Here is a 16,768-nt window from a genome sequence, read left to right on the forward strand (position 1 = left end):
TTGGCGCCGCCTCCGGCGCTGCGCGGCCGCAGGCAGCGCGGCTTGCGTTCGCCGCCGAGTCCCCATAGCATCTATAGGTCTGTCGCTACTCGATTGAGTTTGAGAATCGCGATGGGCTGTTCACGGCGTGTGATCCACGTCTCGGCGAGTTCGGTCCAGAACTCACTTGGGCGTGGCAGTTGGAGATCGTAGTAGGAAGTCCGTTGTACATTTTTGAAAGGACTGGTATGGCCAGGAAATCCGCTGCGGCGCGTCGTCGCGGACTCACGGGGCTCTCCTTGACGGCGTTGCAGACCGAGCTTCGCCGGCGCGAACGCCGAGTCGGCGCGCTGATGCGTCGGCGCGAGCGCGTCGCCGCGAAGCTGCAGCGCCTCGACAGCGAGATCGAGTCGATGGGGGGCCGGGCCGGCCGGATCGCGGGCGTCCGCACCAGGCCGAAGAATGACATGAATCTCGTTGAATCGCTGCAGAAGCTCCTCACCGGCAAGACCATGTCCGTCACTGACGCGACCCAGGCCGTTCAGGATGCCGGATATAAGACGTCCGCGGAGAACTTCCGGACGATCGTCAACCAAACGCTGATCAACAGCGGCAAGTTCAAGCGCGTCTCTCGCGGCCAGTACACAACCAAGTAGGCCGCGCCGAAGTCAGCTCCGACCAGAAGAAAGCAGCACCGGCCCGGCCGGTGCTGCTTTGCATTTGTGAAACTCGGTTGGCCGCCTTACCGGGGATACAGACCCGGCTCGGGCTTGAGGGAGCTCGGCCGGTCGAGAAGGAACACCCGGCCAAGGTCCTCGGCGCACATGCGCATGTTCTCGTTGCCGACGATCGTCAGGCGGTTCTCGACGTCGACGGGCCGCTGGTACAGCGTCGCGAGTTCCGGCGTGAGGTTCTCGCGGATCAGTTTGGCCTGCTTGTTCGCCTCGCTCTCACAAGCGCCAAGGACCATGGCAAAGCCGACCAGGCCAAGAGTGCCTGCGGCGAACCGGGCGTGAGCGATAGCAGGGCGTCGAGACATTCGGAACTCCTTGTGGAACGGCACGTTGTACCGATCCTTCCGCCCCCCGTCAAGCCCCGGACCGCCTCTGGGAGGCCCGTTCCAGAGCCTATCCCCAAAGATTCCACAGGGCCTGCGAACCCTATACCTCGCCCACACCCCCCAGGTTCCACGGCGGCCTCCCGAAGATTGCTGGCTCGGCTGTCCCGGCTGTCCGATGAGGGTTGTATGGCTCCAACGAGCATCCCTCCCGCCGCGACCCGTGTCGATCTGAAAAGCCAGATCAGCGTGGCCGTCGCCCGGAAGGGCCTCGACGCCCAGAAACAGGCTGGAGCCGCGGCGATCGAGCTGCTGCAGGCCGCCGTGGCGACCGCGTCGGCCAACCCGCTTCCGGGTGGGACGATTGACGTCCGGGCGTGACCTGATCTCTCCTACAATGATCGCAAGATGTTCGTAGCCCATCGCCATCGCGATCGGCCGGCTCCTATGCCACGCGTCGAGATCACCCTCCGCGGGCTCCGCGTCACACTCCACCGCAAGAACCCGACCGGTCTGGCCGGAACGGTCGTGCCGTGGCACCGCGTGCGCCTCCGCGAATCCGCGATCTTCTATGACGATCGGGGTCGCCTGATGAGGCGCAGGTGGCTCCCGATCGCGATTCCACTGACGCGGCGTGAGCGGGCCGCCGCGTACCGAGCGAGATTTCGAGCCGTGCAGCGCGGCCTTGATGCGCGGAGCCTGGAACTAGTAGATGTGTTCATGCCACGGATGAGTCGGTGGATCGCCGCGTTCGTTCTCGCGGCGATCGTGGGCGAAGTGGTGTACCTCGCGGGCTGGAAGGCCCCGGCCCTCTTCGGCGCGGATGCCGTCCAGCTCGCGGTCGCCGGTCTGGGGGTAGCGGCGGCCGCGCTTCCGATCGCCATCGTCCTGGAAATGCTTGTTCGAGAGACGGCGAGCAGGGTGACCTGCATCCGAACCGACGGCCAAGGCATCGAAGTCGAGTCGACAACCGGAGCGCCCGTCTTCCAGCAGTGGTCCGATCTCGTCCGTGTCCGGCACCGTCCTTCGGTGTATCTGCTGGATTTCGCAGACGGCTCTCGGCTGTGTGTCCCAAACACCGGCATTCGTACACGCGCTGCGATTCTCCACGAATGGCGTCGAGTTGAACCGCTGCGTTTCGCCCCGAAGCGGCGCTGGCACGGAACCAATCTGAGTTGGGCCGACCTCTTGTGGTTGCAGGCTGTTGGAGTGGCGGCGGCCGCGGCGTGGTGGGGCGTCGGAGATCCGGCAAGCATCGGCAAGGGCCTCGCCACCTACGCCCTGGTCGCGATCGGGCTTCCTTTCCTTCTTCCCCGGCTGATGGCCGTGCTCCTGGCACCGGAGCATCTCAGTCGGCGCCGCAGTTGCCGCCGGGACCGACATTGCGACGCCTGCGCGTGAACCCACGCTGCCACTTCGGCAGCCCGCGCCGCGTGTGGCACTGACATCTTGCTGACAAGCTCGCCACCTTGGCCGGCCGTGACGGCCCCGCATGACGGACGGCTGGCGCGCCCGTTGCACTACTGCGAGTCATGCGAACCGACCGCCTGACAACCCTCGCCCAGCAGGCCCTCGCCGACGCCCAGTCGGACGCCCTCGGCCGTTCCAACCCCGAGATCAACGGGCTGCACGTTCTGGGCGCACTGCTCAAGGACCGCGGCAGCAACACATGGTCCATCCTCGAGAAGGCCGGCGCCTCGCCGGAGCGCGTCGCCGCGATCGCGGCGACCGAACTCGGCCGCCTGCCCACCGTCTCCTCCGGAGCCGGCGGCGCGGGGCGGGCCATCATGGAGGTGGTCGCCAAGGCGGAGCAGGAGGCCAAGAAACTTGGCGACGCCTACGTCTCGACCGAGCACCTCCTGCTCGCGATCGCCGACGGCGCGGGCGGGCAGCAGGGCAAGGACGTGCTCACGCTGGTGGGGGGGACGGACCGCAAGCGGATCGAGAGCGCTGTGCGGGAGATCCGCGCCGCATCAGGCGTCAAGAACGTGAACGATCCGGATGCCGAGAGCACCTTCGAGGCGCTCAAGAAGTACGGCATCGACCTCACCGAGAAGGCCCAGCAGGGCAAGCTCGACCCCGTCATCGGGCGCGACGAGGAGATCCGCCGCTGCATGCAGGTCCTCTCGCGCCGGACCAAGAACAACCCCGTGCTCATCGGCGAGCCCGGCGTCGGCAAGACGGCCATCGCCGAGGGGCTCGCCCTGCGCATCGTCAACGGCGACTGCCCGGAGGGGATGCGCGGCAAGCGGGTCATCGGGCTCGACGTCGGGCAACTGCTCGCCGGCGCCAAGTACCGCGGCGAGTTCGAGGAGCGGCTCAAGGCCGTGCTCCGTGAGGCCCAGTCCTCCAACGGCGACATCATCCTGTTCATCGACGAGCTGCACACCATCGTCGGCGCCGGAGCCGCGGAGGGCGCCGTCTCCGCCGGCAACCTGCTCAAGCCGGCCCTGGCCCGCGGCGAGTTGCGGTGCATCGGCGCGACCACCCTCGACGAGTACCGCAAGCACATCGAGAAGGACCCCGCCTTCGAGCGCCGCTTCCAGCCGGTGTACGTCGACCAGCCCGGCGTCGAGGAGACAGTCGCGATCCTGCGCGGGCTCAAGGAGCGGTACGAGGCGCACCACGGCGTGCGGATCCTCGACAGCGCCATCCTCGCCGCGGCGAACCTGTCGCACCGGTACATCACCGAGCGGTTCCTCCCGGACAAGGCGATCGACCTGATCGACGAGGCCGCGAGCCGGCTGCGCATGGAGAACGACTCCATGCCGACCGAACTCGACGAGCTGCGCCGCCGCATCATGCAGCTGGAGATCGAGCGGGAGGCCGTCCGGCTGGAAGTGGGGGGGAAGGAAGGGCAGGGCCCCGACGCACGCACCGCCAAGGGGCAACTGGAGAAGATCGAGCGCGAACTCTCGGAACTCCAGGAGCGGAACCGCGCGCTCACCGCGCGTTGGGAGGCCGAGAAGAAGGAGCTGGACGCCGTCAAGGCAATCAAGGCGGGGATCGACTCCAAGCGAACCGAACTGGAGCAGGCCCAGCGCCGCGGCGACCTCGAGACCGCCGCGAGGATCCAGTACGGCGAGATCCGGGACCTCGAGGCCAAGCTCTCGCAGGCGGAGAAGGCGATGGACGCCCGCGTCGCGAAGGGCGACACGATGGTCAAGGAGGAGGTCGACGCCGAACTGATCGCCGAGATCGTCGGCTCGTGGACCGGGATCCCGGTGTCGCGCCTCATCGAGTCCGAGCGCGACAAGCTCGTGCGGATGGAGGACGGCCTGCGGAAGCGCGTGGTGGGCCAGGACGAGGCGCTCAGGGCCGTGGCGGACGCAGTCCGGCGCGCCCGGGCCGGGCTGGGGGATCCGAACCGGCCGATCGGCTCGTTCCTCTTCCTGGGCCCGACCGGCGTGGGTAAGACCGAGACCTGCAAGGCACTCGCGGAGTTCCTCTTCGACACCGAGGAGGCGATGATCCGCATCGACATGTCGGAGTACATGGAGAAGCACGCGGTGTCGCGCCTGATCGGCGCGCCGCCGGGGTACGTGGGCTACGAGGAGGGCGGGGCGCTCACCGAGGCGGTGCGGCGCCGGCCCTACGCCGTCATCCTGATGGACGAGATCGAGAAGGCGCACCCGGACGTGTTCAACGTGCTGCTGCAGCTCCTCGACGACGGGAGGCTGACCGACGGTCAGGGCCGCACGGTTGACTTCAAGAACACGATCGTGGTGATGACCAGCAACTTCGGCTCGCAGATGATCCAGGAGCTCGCCGCGAGCGGCGCGGAGGACTGGGAGATCGACGCGGCCGTACGCGACCTGGTCCGGCGCGGCCCCGCCGGCGCGGCGATGCAGGAACTCGGCAAGGCGACGGGCATGAGCCCCAGGGTCGTCGAGGCGATCATCAAGGCGCAGCAGGCGATGGGGGCCACGACCGGCGGCCAGTTCATGCGCCCCGAACTGCTCAACCGGATCGACGAGACGGTCGTCTTCCACCAGTTGCAGCGCGAGGACCTGGCGCGGATCGTCGAGATCCAGCTCGGCCGCCTGCGCCGGCGACTGGCCGACCGGCAGATGTCGATCGCCCTCACCAAGGAGGCCGAGCAGCACCTCGCCGAGGAGGGGTGGGACCCGGCGTTCGGCGCCCGGCCTCTCAAGCGGACCATCCAGCAGCGCCTCGAGAATCCGCTCGCCAGCCGGATCCTCGCCGGGGAGTTCGGCGAGGGGGACTCGATCACGGTGGACTACCGGGGCAAGAGTTTCATATTCGAGAAGTCTGCCGCGTCTTAGCGCCGCTGTCCGGGTAAAGAGTGTTGACGCGTCGCCGCCGGCGTGTAGGGTAGATTCTGTCCCCCGCGTTCTGCTGGGGGCTCATGACTGCCATCGCGCCCAAGTGGAGTCGCCATGAGGAATGTCAACAACCGGCTGCTGTTGGTGCGGACCGGGGCCCGCGTGCTGACCGCGACCGCCGGGGTTGCGGGCGCCGCCGCCGCCCTGGCGCAACCGATTACCCAGGATGTGTTCTGCTACAGCGGGGGTCCCGCGCCGGGAACGCCGGAGGGGACAACGTTTCTCAGCCTGACGACGCCGGTGATCGACAACAGCGGTCGGGTCTGCGTGGCGGGTTCCCTCACCGGCGACGGGGTCGATGCGACCAACAGCCGCGGCGTGTGGGCCGGGAGGCCGGGGTCGCTGTCTCTTTTCGTTCGTGCAGGGGAAGCGGCGCCCGGCGCCGATCCGGCGATGTTCATCGATCCCTCCACCGCGACCCGGGATGCCTGCTGGAGCAACGGCCGCGTCGCGGTGTACGGGGTGCTCGCCGGCGATGGCGTCGCATCGTCCAATGACACGGGATTCTGGACGGGCGACGGCACGCTGGGCCTGCTCGCCCGAGAGGGCACGACGGCGCCGGGGATGGCGGTGGGCACCAACTTTGGAACACTCGGCTACATGGCGATCAGCCGCGCGAGCGCCGAGGTCGCCGTCTGGTCGAACATGACCGGCTCGGGCGTGAGCGGCGGGAACGACACCGCGATCTGGCTGGGACGGGGCTTTTCCCCAGTCCCGATGTTGCCGGTTGTGCGGGAAGGAGACCCGGCGCCGGTGGCCGGAGAGTCCCTGGATATGGGCACGCTGCCGAGTTCATTCGCGGTCGGCCCGCTGGGACATGTTGTGTTTGGTGCGTACGCGAACCAGCGCGTCTCCCCGTTCAACTCGTCCTTCGTTGTGTGGCGCGGGCGTCCGGGCGACCTGCGGCCCGTCCTGCGGCAAGGGGATGTGATGCCCGACGGTGACGGCGAGACGCTCCTGTTCATGGAGGCGATCCCCGCCACCGATGCGGCGGGCCGCATCGCGGTCGGATTGAGGCTCTCCGGCGCGACCGCGCGCCGGGGTGTGTGGCGGGGCCCGCCGGGCTCGCTGAGCGCCGCGCTGCCGCCGGGCGCCGCCCTGCCCGGAGTCGGCGAGAACGAGGTTGTCGCGAGAGTCCGCGCCGTGCAGTCCACCGCGGCAGGATGGTTGCTGGTGAACCTGGAGTTGAGCGACGACGGGTCGCAGACCGTCACCGGGCACGGGCTGTGGGCGCTGGATCCGCTCGGCACACCGCACCTGGTCGCTCGCGAGGGGCAGTCGATGCCGGGGGGATCGCCGCTCATCTCGCTCGGCCCTGACCTGAGCGCCTCGATCAACAACGCGGGCCAGGTCGCGCTTCGCGGCGACCTGCTCAACTCGAACCAGTTCATCGCCACAACCGGGATCTGGGTCTGGGATGCGCAGGGCGGGCTGCGCCTGGTGGTGCGCACCAACACGAACATGACGGTCGCGCCGGGGCAGGTGCGGGCGATTGGCAGCGTGATCGCGGCGACCGGGTCCGCTGAGAGTGGGGCGCGGTCCTGCCTCAACGATTCGGGCCAGTTGACGTACCGGGTGAACTTCTCGATCGGCGGAGCCGCCGCGGTGGTCGCCGAGACGCGCGACACGACCGCCGACTGCGACGGGAACGGCCTGCCGGATGTTCAGGAAATGCGGGACGATGCATCGAAGGACGCCTTCTCTCGCGTCGCCGCGGACGTCCTGGGACGCCACGTTGCCGGTGGGGCCAACGGGATCCTGGATCAGTGCGAATGCGTCGGCGACTGGGATCGCAACGGGGCGGCCGAGCCCGCGGACGTCGCGGGGTTCATCGCAACATGGCTCGCCTCCGTCCAGGGCATGGCCGACCTCAATGCGGACGTGGATGCGGACGGCGCGGTGCAGCCGGCGGATGTGGCCAGGTTTATCCAGTGGTGGTTCGGCGCGGTCACCAACCCCAGCGGACACGGATGCGGGTGACGGCTGCCGCATTCTTTTTGTCGGGCGGCGAACCCGGGAAACGGATGGCGAGTAGGTGTGGGCGATGGCCACCGCACCGGATGAGTCGCCCGCTCCGCCGCCGCGCCTTGCCCGTCACACGAGGGTGCTCGCGGTCTTGGCGTGGGCGGGCGTTGCCATGGCGTGCCTGGCCATGTCGCTGGCCCTCCTGTGGCGGACGGACCTCGAGAACACGCAGCCGCTGCACGTCATGATCTCCTGGGCGGCCTTCCTGGCGCTGACGTTTCATTTCCACCTGGCGCTCGTGGCGGGCGCCGCGCTGCTGCTGGCGCTCGCGACGAAACGGCGGCGGCTGGCCCTCGCGTCGGCTGCGGTCGTCGCGGCGGGGCTGGTCCCGGCGGCGTGGTCCTGTCGACCCAAGCCCGCCCCGGTCCTGGATGGCGGCGACCACCTGACGATCATGAGCGCCAACCTGCTCTTCAGCCGCGCGGAGCCCTCGCGGCTCAAGGCGCTCGTCGACGCCGAGAGGCCCGATGTCATCGTGCTACAGGAGTACACCCTCGACGGCGCCGACGCGATCCGGCGAGTCCTTTCCGGCGACTACCCGCACATGATCGAGCAGCCGCAGGAGAACGCCTACGGCCAGGCGGTCTTCTCCAAGCGATCGTTCACGCAGCCGCCGCGGCTGTACCCGGAGGGTGCAGTGTGGGATTGCCCGCAGATCCTGAGCGTGGTCGAAGTGGGGGGGCGGCGAGTCGGGATCATGGATATCCACCTCTACCCGCCGGGCTCGTACAACAACGTCGTTGGGCACCGCCTGCAGGCCGCGACACTCGCGAGGCACATCCGGGCCGTGCTGGCCTCGGGAACGCTCGACGGGCTCGTGCTCGCCGGTGATTTCAATGCGACGCCGGAGAGCCCGCACCTGGGCGCCATCCGCGGGGCGGGCCTCGCGGCCGCGCACGACCAGGCCGGCATTGGACGCGGGGCGACGTGGCCGAACGTCACCATGGCGCGGTTTGCTCCGGGGATCCGGATCGACCAGATCCTGCTGAGCGATTCGCTGGCCTGCACCGATTCGAGGGTGCTGGACCGGATCGGATCGGACCACCGGCCGATCGTGGCCAGGGTGGGGTGGAGGAGGGCGGGTGGCAAGTAGTGGTGGCTCAAATTGCATCACGTCAGCGCTGCTCGGACTACCCTCGCCCAATGAGATCGGTCTTCCTCAACGGCGCGTTCGTCTATCAGGATGCCGCGATGATGTCGGCGTTCGACGCCGGCACGCAGCATGGCGTCGGCGTCTTCGAGACCTTGACCGGCGGGCTCGCCGGGGATCGCCCCTGGGCGCTGCACCTGAACGAGCACATGGAGCGGCTCTCGTTCTCGGCGCGAGAACTTGGCCTGAGCGACTCGGTGCACGGCGATGGGCTCGGCGAGGCGGTCCTGGAGACCATCCGGCGCAGCGCGCACCCGCTCTCACGCATCCGCATCACGGTCACGGGGGGCGACCTTAACCTGCTCTCCCGCCCCGCCGTCGCCGCGGGTCCGGCCGGCGCGGTGCGGCCCACGGTGCTGATCCAGTCGCAGCCCGCGACGATCTACCCGCCCGCGATGTTCGAGCGGGGCATCGGCGTCACCATCGCCGATACCAAGGCCAACCCGCTCAACCGCTTCGAGGGCCACAAGACGCTCAATTACTGGTGGCGACTGCAGGAGTTGTCTCGCGCCGCCCGCCAAGGCGCCGGCGAGGCGCTGGTGCTGCAGGTGACGAACCACATCGCCGGCGGCTGCGTGAGCAACCTGCTGATCGTCAAGGGCAGCGAGTTGCTCACGCCGATCGCCCGCGGCGAGGAGGACGGGGCTCGCGCGGATGCGGGCCCGGGCGAGGCGTCCGTCGCGGAGGGGGGAACGCCTCGCGTCGGCGGAGCGCACCTCCCTAGCCCGGTGCTGCCGGGGGTCGTGAGGGCCTGGGCGATCGAGCAGGCGCCGCGGCTGGGCCTGCGCGTCGTACGGCGGATGCTCTCCATCTCCGACCTGCTCGACGCCGACGAGGCGATGCTGACCAACTCCTCGTGGGGGGTGTTGCCGGTGGTCAAGGTCGAGCGCGAGGCGCTGGCCGACGCCGTCGTCGGGCCCAAGTCGCTGCGGCTGATCGAGTTCTGGCGCGGGCTGATCGATGCCACGGCCGGCGCGTGATGGGCCAGCTCGGCTACCGGAGCACGCGGCGGCGCAGCAGGATTACGCCGACAAGGCCGATCCCCGTGAGCGCGGCCGGGGCGGGCAGCGGCACCACGACGAGTTGATCTCGCGGCGTTGGGGGCACGGCCTCGATATGGACCGGCTGGGGCGAACCCGCGTCCCTCCACATCGATTCAGCAAGGAGCCCGAGCCGGGGCTGATCCATGGCCGGGGCGACAGTCTCGGGGCTGAGCGGACTCTTCTCGGCGCCGCCGCCGCGCGGTTCAGGATTGGCTTGGGCGGGATTATTGAGGAGCGCGGGCGCGTGCAGCGGCGAGAGAGGCGACGACATGTCCAACTCGGACATGGCCCGTCGCACGTCGACGGAGTCGGCCATCGCCGCCGATGCGGTGATGAGCAGGGCTATGCACGCTTTCGCACTCATGAACCAACGTCCTGTCTGTGCGAGCGTTCGGCGTCATGCCGCACGCGGGGGGCGGGGGGGAGCGAGTCTAGCGCCGTGGGCTGCGCCGCCTCACCGCGGCGAGCCCCAGGGCCGCGCCGACGAGAGCCAGTGAGCCAGGAGAAGGAACGACCACGAGCTGGTCCTGGAAGTTCGGGTTCGAGGCGCCGCGGAGGCCGCCGATGGGCGCTGCCGTGCCGAGGAAACCCCGGAGTTCGTTGTACTTGTCCATGACGCCCGCGAAGTAGTTCGCGGATGAGGAGAAGTTGACGGTGCCGGTATTCACGTCGACGCTCGCCTCGGTGCCGTCATAGTCGTAGATGATCTTCCAGACCATCATCTGGAACGCCGCGGCGTAGTCGGGGGTCGCGTGCTGCTGGCCGTTGGCGCCGGCGAAGATGTTGGCGATCGCCTGGGCGCGGGAGGCGCCCATCGCGGGGCCCGGGTCCGGCGCGTCCTCAAGGGGGACGATGTTGTACTGCTCCCACTCGAACGACGAGTCCTGCGCCAGGTCGGCGCAGAACGTCTGGATCACGCCGTTGAGGACCGAGGCCTCGCCGGTGCCGTTGCGGAACTCGTAGGTGAGTTCGCCGATCGAAAACGTGTAGAAGTTCCCGCCCACCGCCGAGCCCGAAAGGGTCAGGACCCGCCCCTTCCCCTCCCCGATCCGAACCATCTCGACCGTATCCGCGAACGCCGCGCCCGAGGCCGCGACAGTGAGAGCGACGCCGGCAACGACACAGCGAGTGCTGTACATATCTCTTCCCTTCTTTTTTCTGGCGAGCCGGGGCAGCCGGAACGCCGTCGGTGAACAGTGGTCGGCGACAAGGGTCCATCGGACCGTTGGGCCTTCCAATCTGGTGAGAGGTCACTCCATGGTCGCCCGCTCGGCCAGCGGTCGACATCACTAGCCTACCCCATCCACCCGAATAGGCCAATTCCAGACACAGATTCGGCCTATTCAAGGGCCGACACGCCCGATATCGCGCGGCGATGCCGGACAAATTGCGATTTTGGTGTTAGGCCGACGGGGGCACCGGCGGCTGGTTATCGGGCGTAATGACCCGAACGCCGCGCCTTCCATCGAGGGCGCCGTTTGGCGCCTTGGCCCGCGCCAGGACCCCGCGGACCCCCAAGCCGATCAGGGCCACCCCGAAAACCAGGGCCCCGATAAGTATGAGCGGCACCAGCAGGGCGAGTCCGATCGCTAGAACGAGGACCGAGATCGCGACCGCGCTCACCTTGGCGGCGGCGGCCTCTAGCCCGGAGCGGGGCGGCTGGTCGGTGGTCCCGATCTGGTAGATCCGGACGGTCATACCTCATGGTACGGGCCGGGGCGGTGCTGGTGCGTGGGGAACCTGGCGGAAGGGATGGACCGGCGTGCAAGGCCGGTATCATGGTGAGCGTGCGGGCCGACTCGGGTTTGGCCTCTCCATCGACACCATATTCCTTGGCCCCGATGCCCACCGATCCCCAATCCATTGTGGAAGCCAAGCCCCTCGGAGGCTCCGTGCCGCCCGAGAAGCAGTTCGTGCACCTGCACCTGCACACCGAGTACTCGCTGCTGGACGGCGGCAACCGGATCGACAAACTTGTCGCCCGGGTGAAGCACCTGGGGATGACCTCGGTCGGGATCACGGACCACGGGAACATGCACGGGGCGGTGGCATTCGCCGCGGCGTGCAAGGAGGCGGGGATCAAGCCGATTCTGGGGGTGGAGGCGTATGTGGCGCCGGGGGATCGGACGGACCGGACGTACACGGGCGTCTCCGACGGCGGGTACCACCTGGTGCTGCTGGCGGAGAACATGGCGGGGTGGCGGAACCTGCTGTACCTGTGCTCCGAGGCGTACCTGACGGGGTTCTACTTCAAGCCGCGGATCGACCGGGCACTGCTCGCGGCGCACGCCGAGGGGCTGATCGCGATCAACGGGCACCTGGGCTCGGAGATCGGCGAGCACCTGCTGGCGTTTGAGCAGAGCAAGGACCCGTCGCACTGGTCGAAGGCGGTTGAGAGCGCCACTTGGCACGCGGCGGCGTTCGGGGCTGGGCGGTTCTACGTCGAGCTGCAGCACCACATCCTCGAGCAGAACTCGATCAACCCGCACCTGATCCGGCTCGCGAAGGAGCTGGACCTGCCGCTGGTGTGCGACAACGACTCGCACTTTCTCCGCGCCGAGGACCATGATGCGCACGACACGCTCATCTGCATCTCGATGGGCAAGTCGAAGAACGACGCGAACCGGCTGAAGTACCCCGAGGAGTTGTACGTCAAGAGCCCGGGGGAGATGCGCGACCTGTTCGAGCGCGAGTACGGGGAGATCGGGCGGGAGGCGTGCGATAACACGGTGCGGATCGCGGAGCGCTGCCGCGTCGACCTGCCGCTGGGCGCGAACCACGCGCCGATGGTGCGGGTGAGGATCCCTGCGGCGAAGAGCCTCCCCAAGCACGACGAGCCCCGTTTCGGCGGCGATCTCTCGGCGTGGCACGCCGCGTACTGCTCGGCGTTCGAGGTCAGCCCGTTCCAGGGGGACGAGGAGGACCGCAAGGCGGCAAAGGCCGAGTGCGACAAGGCGCTGCGGCTGCTGGCCGAAGCGGGGATGATCTGGCGCTACGGGCCGACGGCGGGGGCGGAGCAGGCGGACATCCGGGCGAGGCTGGAGCGCGAACTCAAGATCCTCTCCGACAAGAACATCGCCGCGTACTTCCTGATCGTGTGGGACTTCGTGAACTGGGGGCGGCTCAACGCGGTGCCGGCGCTGGCCCGCGGCTCGGGCGTGGGCACGATGGTGGGGTACGTCCTGGGGCTCTCGAACGCGTGCCCGGTGCGCTACGGCCTGCTCTTCGAGCGGTTCACGGACCCGGACCGGTCGGAATACCCGGATATCGATATCGACCTGTGCCAGGACGGCCGGCAGCGGGTGATCGACCACGTGCGCCGCAAGTACGGGCACGTGGCGCAGATCATCACGTTCGGAACGCTCAAGGCCCGCGCGGCGATCCGCGACGTGGCCCGCGTGCTGGAGGTGCCGCTGTCCGAGGCCGACCGCCTCGCGAAACTCATCCCCGAGCAGCTGGGGATGACGCTCGACGAGGCGCTGGAGCAGGAGCCGGAACTCAAGAAGCTCTACGGCTCCGACGGCGTGGTGCGGCGTGTGATCGACACGGCGCGCACGCTCGAGGGGCAGGCGCGGCACGCCAGCGTGCACGCCGCGGGCGTCATCGTCGCGACTCGCCCGCTGCACGAGGTCGTGCCGCTGTACAAGCAATCGGGCGCGGGCGAGCACGAGATCGTCACGCAGTGGGACGGACCCACGTGCGAGAAGATGGGCCTGCTGAAGATGGACTTCCTGGGCCTGCGGACGATCTCCGTCGTCGAGCGGTGCAAGGCGCTGATCCGCGAGGGGCTGAGCGACGCGGCGGTCTGGCGCGCGGTGGGCCGGGATGCCGGCGACGGCGGGCCGCACCCGCTGGACCTGGAGCGGCTCACCTTCGACGACCAGCGCGTCTTCGAGACCTTCCGGCGGGGCGACACGACGGGCGTGTTCCAGTTCGAGTCCGGCGGCATGCGACGGCTGCTGGTCGAGATGAAGCCCGACCGGCTCGAGGACCTCATCGCTGCGAACGCGCTGTTCCGCCCGGGTCCAATGGACCTGATCCCGGACTACAACCGCCGCAAGCACGGGCAGGACGTCGTGCCGCGGGTGCACCCGATCGTCGACAAGTTCACGGCCGAGACGTACGGCGTGATGGTGTACCAGGAGCAGGTGATGCAGATCGTCCACGAGCTGGGCGGCATCGACCTGCGCGCGGCGTACTCGCTGATCAAGGCGATCAGCAAGAAGAAAGAGAAGATCATCGAGGGGGAGCGGGTGCGCTTCCTCGCCGGCGCGGTGAAGAACGGGCTCGCCAAGCAGCAGGCGGACGAACTGTTCGAGATGATCTTGAAGTTCGCGGGCTACGGCTTCAACAAGAGCCACTCGACGGGGTACGCGATCGTGGCGTACCAGACGGCGTACCTGAAGACCTACTTCCCCAACCAGTACATGGCCGCGTTCCTGACCTACGAGAGCCAGGCGAGCAAGGTCAGCGAGTGGACGCCGTACCTGGAGGACTGCAAGCGGGCGAGGTTTGTGTCGTTCGACGAGGGGGTCCGCGCCAAAGTGGGCGTCGAGGTCCGCGCGCCGGACATCAACCTCTCGCAGGCGGATTTCACGGTGGTCTTCGAAGATGATGAGGAGCACGCGGCGGCGGGCGGGCACGTGCGCTTCGGGCTCAAGGGGATCAAGGGCGTCGGTGACAAGGCGATCGAGACGATCGTGCGCGACCGCGAGGGGACGGGATCGGGCGCGGGCGAGGCCTCTGGCATTCGCCGCAAGCCGTTCGTTTCGCTCTTTGATTTCTGCGAGCGCGTGCTGGCGCAGTCCCCGACGGGCTCGGGCGGCGCGGTGGTGAACAAGGCGACGCTCGAGGCGCTGATCCGCAGCGGGGCGTTCGATTCGGTGCACGGGCGCGACGCCCGCGCGGCGATGTGCGCCTCCATCGAGGCGGCGATGTCGGCCGGGCAGAAGGCCGCGGCGGACAAGGCGGCGGGGCAGGGGGCACTGTTTGGCGGCGGGCTCGCCGCGGCGGTGCAGTCGGCGGATGTCGCGGCGCTGGCCAAGACGCCAGCGTGGTCCGAGTCCGAGACGCTGGCGAAGGAAAAGGAGTCGCTGGGGTTCTACGTCTCGTCCCACCCGCTGCAGAAGTGGTCGGCCTGGTCCGGGGTCTTCGCGACCGGGACAACCGAGACGCTCCACTCGCTGCGGCAGGATGCCCGGGTGGTGCTCGCGTGTCTGGTGCAGTCGGTGCGGACGATCATCGTGCGCAACGGCCGCTCGGCGGGGCAGAAGATGGGGATTTTGGCGGTAGAGGACCTGCACGGCACGGCGGAGGCGGTGCTGTTCGCGGACTGCTTCTCGCAGTTCGAGCACCTGCTGACGGCGGACAACCCGGTGTACGTCCTCGGGCGGGTGGACTTCTCACGCTCCGGGGCGCAGCAGGGGGAGGGCAAACCGCAACTGGTGGTGGAGCGCGTGGTGCCGATCGACGGCGTGCCGCTCTCCCCGGGGAAACTCCGGCTGATGCTCGACGGCGTGCGGCTGAATGGAAGCGGCGAGCAGGCGCTGGTGCGGGTGGCGGAACTGGTCCGACCCGGCCCCGACGCGGCCCAGCCCGCTGAACGGGCCCCGCGCGGGGACGATGATTCGCCGCTGTTCCCCGTGGAACTGTTGATAGGCACCGAGAGCGAGTACGTGTTCATGCAGCTCGACCGCGCTGCGCGGACGCGGCTGACCCCGGTCCTGGCGCAGGAACTCACAGCGCTGCTGGGGGAGAACTGCGTGAGGGTGGTGGGGGGTGTCGCGGTGGAGGTGCCGGGCGCATCGCGCGAGAAGCGGCCGTGGGTGAAGCAGCGGGCGGGGTGAGCGGCGTCGCTTCGCCGTACCTCCTGTTGGCGGGCCGCTATGACCTTGTCGCCGTCACGACCGCGAGGATCATGAGGCCGTACACGATGGCGATTCGGATGATGTGTGTCCGCCATTCCCGCACCGGACCGGCCGATGCGCGGAACCAGCGGAGCGAGAGGACGCACGCGGCCAGCGCCTCGCCGAATGCCAGGCTCACAAAGAACCCATCCAGGAGTGTCGGCCGCTTCGCCACGAACGTGAGCACAAGGCCGATGAGCATGGACCACGTGAGCAAACTGGCGGGCACGATCGTGGGCCAGCGGATCCACGATGGGAGTCGCTTGATCCCGAGCGTTTCGGCCTGGCGGGCCAGGGCGCCGGAATCAAAGACCCAGCCGCATTCAGGGCACTGCACCCCTTGCAGCCCGCGGAGCAGGTAGCCGCACCCTTCGCATTGAACGTCGTGGTCTCGCAGCAGTTCGAGCAGCCGGGTTCGGCGGGCGAGCCGCTCATCGACGCCGTCGGAACCCCGGGCCGGGGCGGGAGCATCACCTGACATGCCGCGGCTCACCGCTTGGCCTGGTGGCCTCGCTCCAGCGAGTGCTCAGCGAGTGCTCCACCTTGAGCAGGTCGAGAACCTTGCCGACCATGAAGTCCACTATCTCGTTGATCGACGTGGGGTTGAGGTATAGCCCGGGGTTGGTGGGGCAGACGATCCCGCCCGCGAGGGTGACCTGCCGCATGCTGTCGATGTCGATCAGGCTCAGCGGCGTCTCGCGGTGGCAGAGGATCAGGGGCCGGCGTTCCTTGAGCGTTACCATCGCCGCGCGGCAGAGGAGGTTGTTCCCCGAGCCGGTGGCGATCGCCCCAAGGCTCGACGAACTGCACGGCATGACCACCATCCCGTCGTGCAGGAACGAGCCGGAAGCGATGACCGCGCCGACGTCCTTGTTGGGGTGGATGACCAGCCGCTGGGCGGCGTGGGCGTCGGTGATGCCGGGGCAGAGCGTGGCGAAATCGACGTGGGTGACCTGGGCCTCATCGAAGAGCAGCCTCCGGCCGTAGTCGGTCACGACCAGGTGCACCTCGGCCCCACCCAGCAGCATCTGCTCCAGCAGCCGCAGGGCGTAGGCGGCGCCGGAGGCCCCGGAAACCCCCAGCACGAACCGGCGGCCGTGCGCCCGCGGCGGGGAGGCGGCGCCAGGCCCGGGCGCGCCGTTGGGCGATGGATGGCCCGGACGGACCGGGTGGGGCGGGCGGGGAGGGGGGGTCGAGGGTGGAGTCATCGGCGTGACGGCCTTCCCGAGTTCGGCCCAGAAACTGCCGAAATGGGGGGGGTT

Annotated in this window: 14 protein-coding genes and 4 pseudogenes; 12 read left to right on the forward strand and 6 right to left on the reverse strand. The window is 68.7% G+C overall.

Annotation, left to right across the window (positions count from 1 at the left end; genetic code table 11):
* Window positions 1-227: 227 nt before the first annotated feature.
* A complete protein-coding gene (locus KF745_09380) occupies window positions 228-635 on the forward strand; it encodes a hypothetical protein (GenBank protein ID MBX3358630.1) in 408 nt (135 codons plus the stop codon).
* 86 nt (window positions 636-721) lie between these two features.
* Here the strand turns inward: KF745_09380 and KF745_09385 are convergent, their stop codons facing one another.
* Window positions 722-1,018 carry a hypothetical protein gene (locus KF745_09385; protein MBX3358631.1) on the reverse strand — a complete coding sequence of 99 codons (297 nt, stop codon included), beginning with the start codon at window positions 1,016-1,018 and terminating at the stop codon, window positions 722-724.
* 207 nt (window positions 1,019-1,225) lie between these two features.
* On the opposite strand from KF745_09385, the gene KF745_09390 reads away from it, so the two are divergent.
* The 10 genes and pseudogenes from KF745_09390 to KF745_09435 all read left to right on the forward strand — a co-directional run bounded on the left by KF745_09390 (window position 1,226) and on the right by KF745_09435 (window position 9,537).
* Window positions 1,226-1,417: a YjfB family protein gene (locus KF745_09390; protein MBX3358632.1), complete on the forward strand. Its 192-nt coding sequence runs from the start codon at window positions 1,226-1,228 to the stop codon at window positions 1,415-1,417.
* A gap of 27 nt (window positions 1,418-1,444) precedes the next feature.
* Window positions 1,445-2,437, forward strand: a complete 993-nt coding sequence (locus tag KF745_09395; GenBank protein ID MBX3358633.1) for a hypothetical protein — start codon at window positions 1,445-1,447, stop codon at window positions 2,435-2,437.
* Between the two features lie 131 nt (window positions 2,438-2,568).
* Window positions 2,569-2,763 (forward strand): annotated as a pseudogene (locus KF745_09400) (hypothetical protein).
* A gap of 60 nt (window positions 2,764-2,823) precedes the next feature.
* Window positions 2,824-2,913 (forward strand): annotated as a pseudogene (locus tag KF745_09405) (hypothetical protein).
* 237 nt (window positions 2,914-3,150) lie between these two features.
* Window positions 3,151-3,789 (forward strand): annotated as a pseudogene (locus KF745_09410) (AAA family ATPase).
* Window positions 3,787-4,785 (forward strand): annotated as a pseudogene (locus KF745_09415) (AAA family ATPase). Before KF745_09410 ends, KF745_09415 begins: the two co-directional pseudogenes overlap by 3 nt.
* Window positions 4,786-4,908: 123 nt before the next feature.
* A complete protein-coding gene (locus KF745_09420) occupies window positions 4,909-5,322 on the forward strand; it encodes a hypothetical protein (protein ID MBX3358634.1) in 414 nt (137 codons plus the stop codon).
* Window positions 5,323-5,436: 114 nt separating this feature from the next.
* Window positions 5,437-7,362 carry a hypothetical protein gene (locus KF745_09425; protein ID MBX3358635.1) on the forward strand — a complete coding sequence of 642 codons (1,926 nt, stop codon included), beginning with the start codon at window positions 5,437-5,439 and terminating at the stop codon, window positions 7,360-7,362.
* Between the two features lie 64 nt (window positions 7,363-7,426).
* Window positions 7,427-8,500, forward strand: a complete 1,074-nt coding sequence (locus KF745_09430; GenBank protein ID MBX3358636.1) for an endonuclease/exonuclease/phosphatase family protein — start codon at window positions 7,427-7,429, stop codon at window positions 8,498-8,500.
* 50 nt (window positions 8,501-8,550) lie between these two features.
* Window positions 8,551-9,537, forward strand: a complete 987-nt coding sequence (locus tag KF745_09435; protein MBX3358637.1) for an aminotransferase class IV — start codon at window positions 8,551-8,553, stop codon at window positions 9,535-9,537.
* Between the two features lie 13 nt (window positions 9,538-9,550).
* Here the strand turns inward: KF745_09435 and KF745_09440 are convergent, their stop codons facing one another.
* The 3 genes from KF745_09440 to KF745_09450 form a co-directional block, all read right to left on the reverse strand.
* Window positions 9,551-9,964, reverse strand: coding sequence for a hypothetical protein (locus tag KF745_09440; protein MBX3358638.1), 414 nt, complete (start codon window positions 9,962-9,964; stop codon window positions 9,551-9,553).
* A 67-nt stretch (window positions 9,965-10,031) separates the two neighbouring features.
* Entirely contained in the window at window positions 10,032-10,739 is a 708-nt protein-coding gene (locus tag KF745_09445; protein MBX3358639.1) for a hypothetical protein, read from the reverse strand.
* A gap of 262 nt (window positions 10,740-11,001) precedes the next feature.
* Window positions 11,002-11,298, reverse strand: coding sequence for a hypothetical protein (locus KF745_09450; protein MBX3358640.1), 297 nt, complete (start codon window positions 11,296-11,298; stop codon window positions 11,002-11,004).
* Between the two features lie 143 nt (window positions 11,299-11,441).
* Between KF745_09450 and dnaE the strand changes: the two genes are divergently transcribed.
* A complete protein-coding gene (gene dnaE, locus KF745_09455; GenBank protein ID MBX3358641.1) occupies window positions 11,442-15,446 on the forward strand; it encodes a DNA polymerase III subunit alpha in 4,005 nt (1,334 codons plus the stop codon).
* 37 nt (window positions 15,447-15,483) lie between these two features.
* On the opposite strand, the gene KF745_09460 is transcribed toward dnaE, so the two are convergent.
* Together KF745_09460 and KF745_09465 are read right to left on the reverse strand one after the other, a co-directional pair.
* Window positions 15,484-15,987 (reverse strand): hypothetical protein, encoded by a 504-nt coding sequence (locus KF745_09460; protein MBX3358642.1) that lies wholly within the window; start codon window positions 15,985-15,987, stop codon window positions 15,484-15,486.
* The gene (locus KF745_09465; protein MBX3358643.1) at window positions 15,977-16,714 is read right to left on the reverse strand and encodes a UbiX family flavin prenyltransferase; all 738 of its coding nucleotides are present in this window, start codon (window positions 16,712-16,714) and stop codon (window positions 15,977-15,979) included. Before KF745_09465 ends, KF745_09460 begins: the two co-directional genes overlap by 11 nt.
* Window positions 16,715-16,768: the final 54 nt, after the last annotated feature.

The organism is Phycisphaeraceae bacterium, assembly GCA_019636655.1.
In the GTDB taxonomy this organism is placed as follows: Bacteria; Planctomycetota; Phycisphaerae; order Phycisphaerales; family UBA1924; genus JAHBXB01.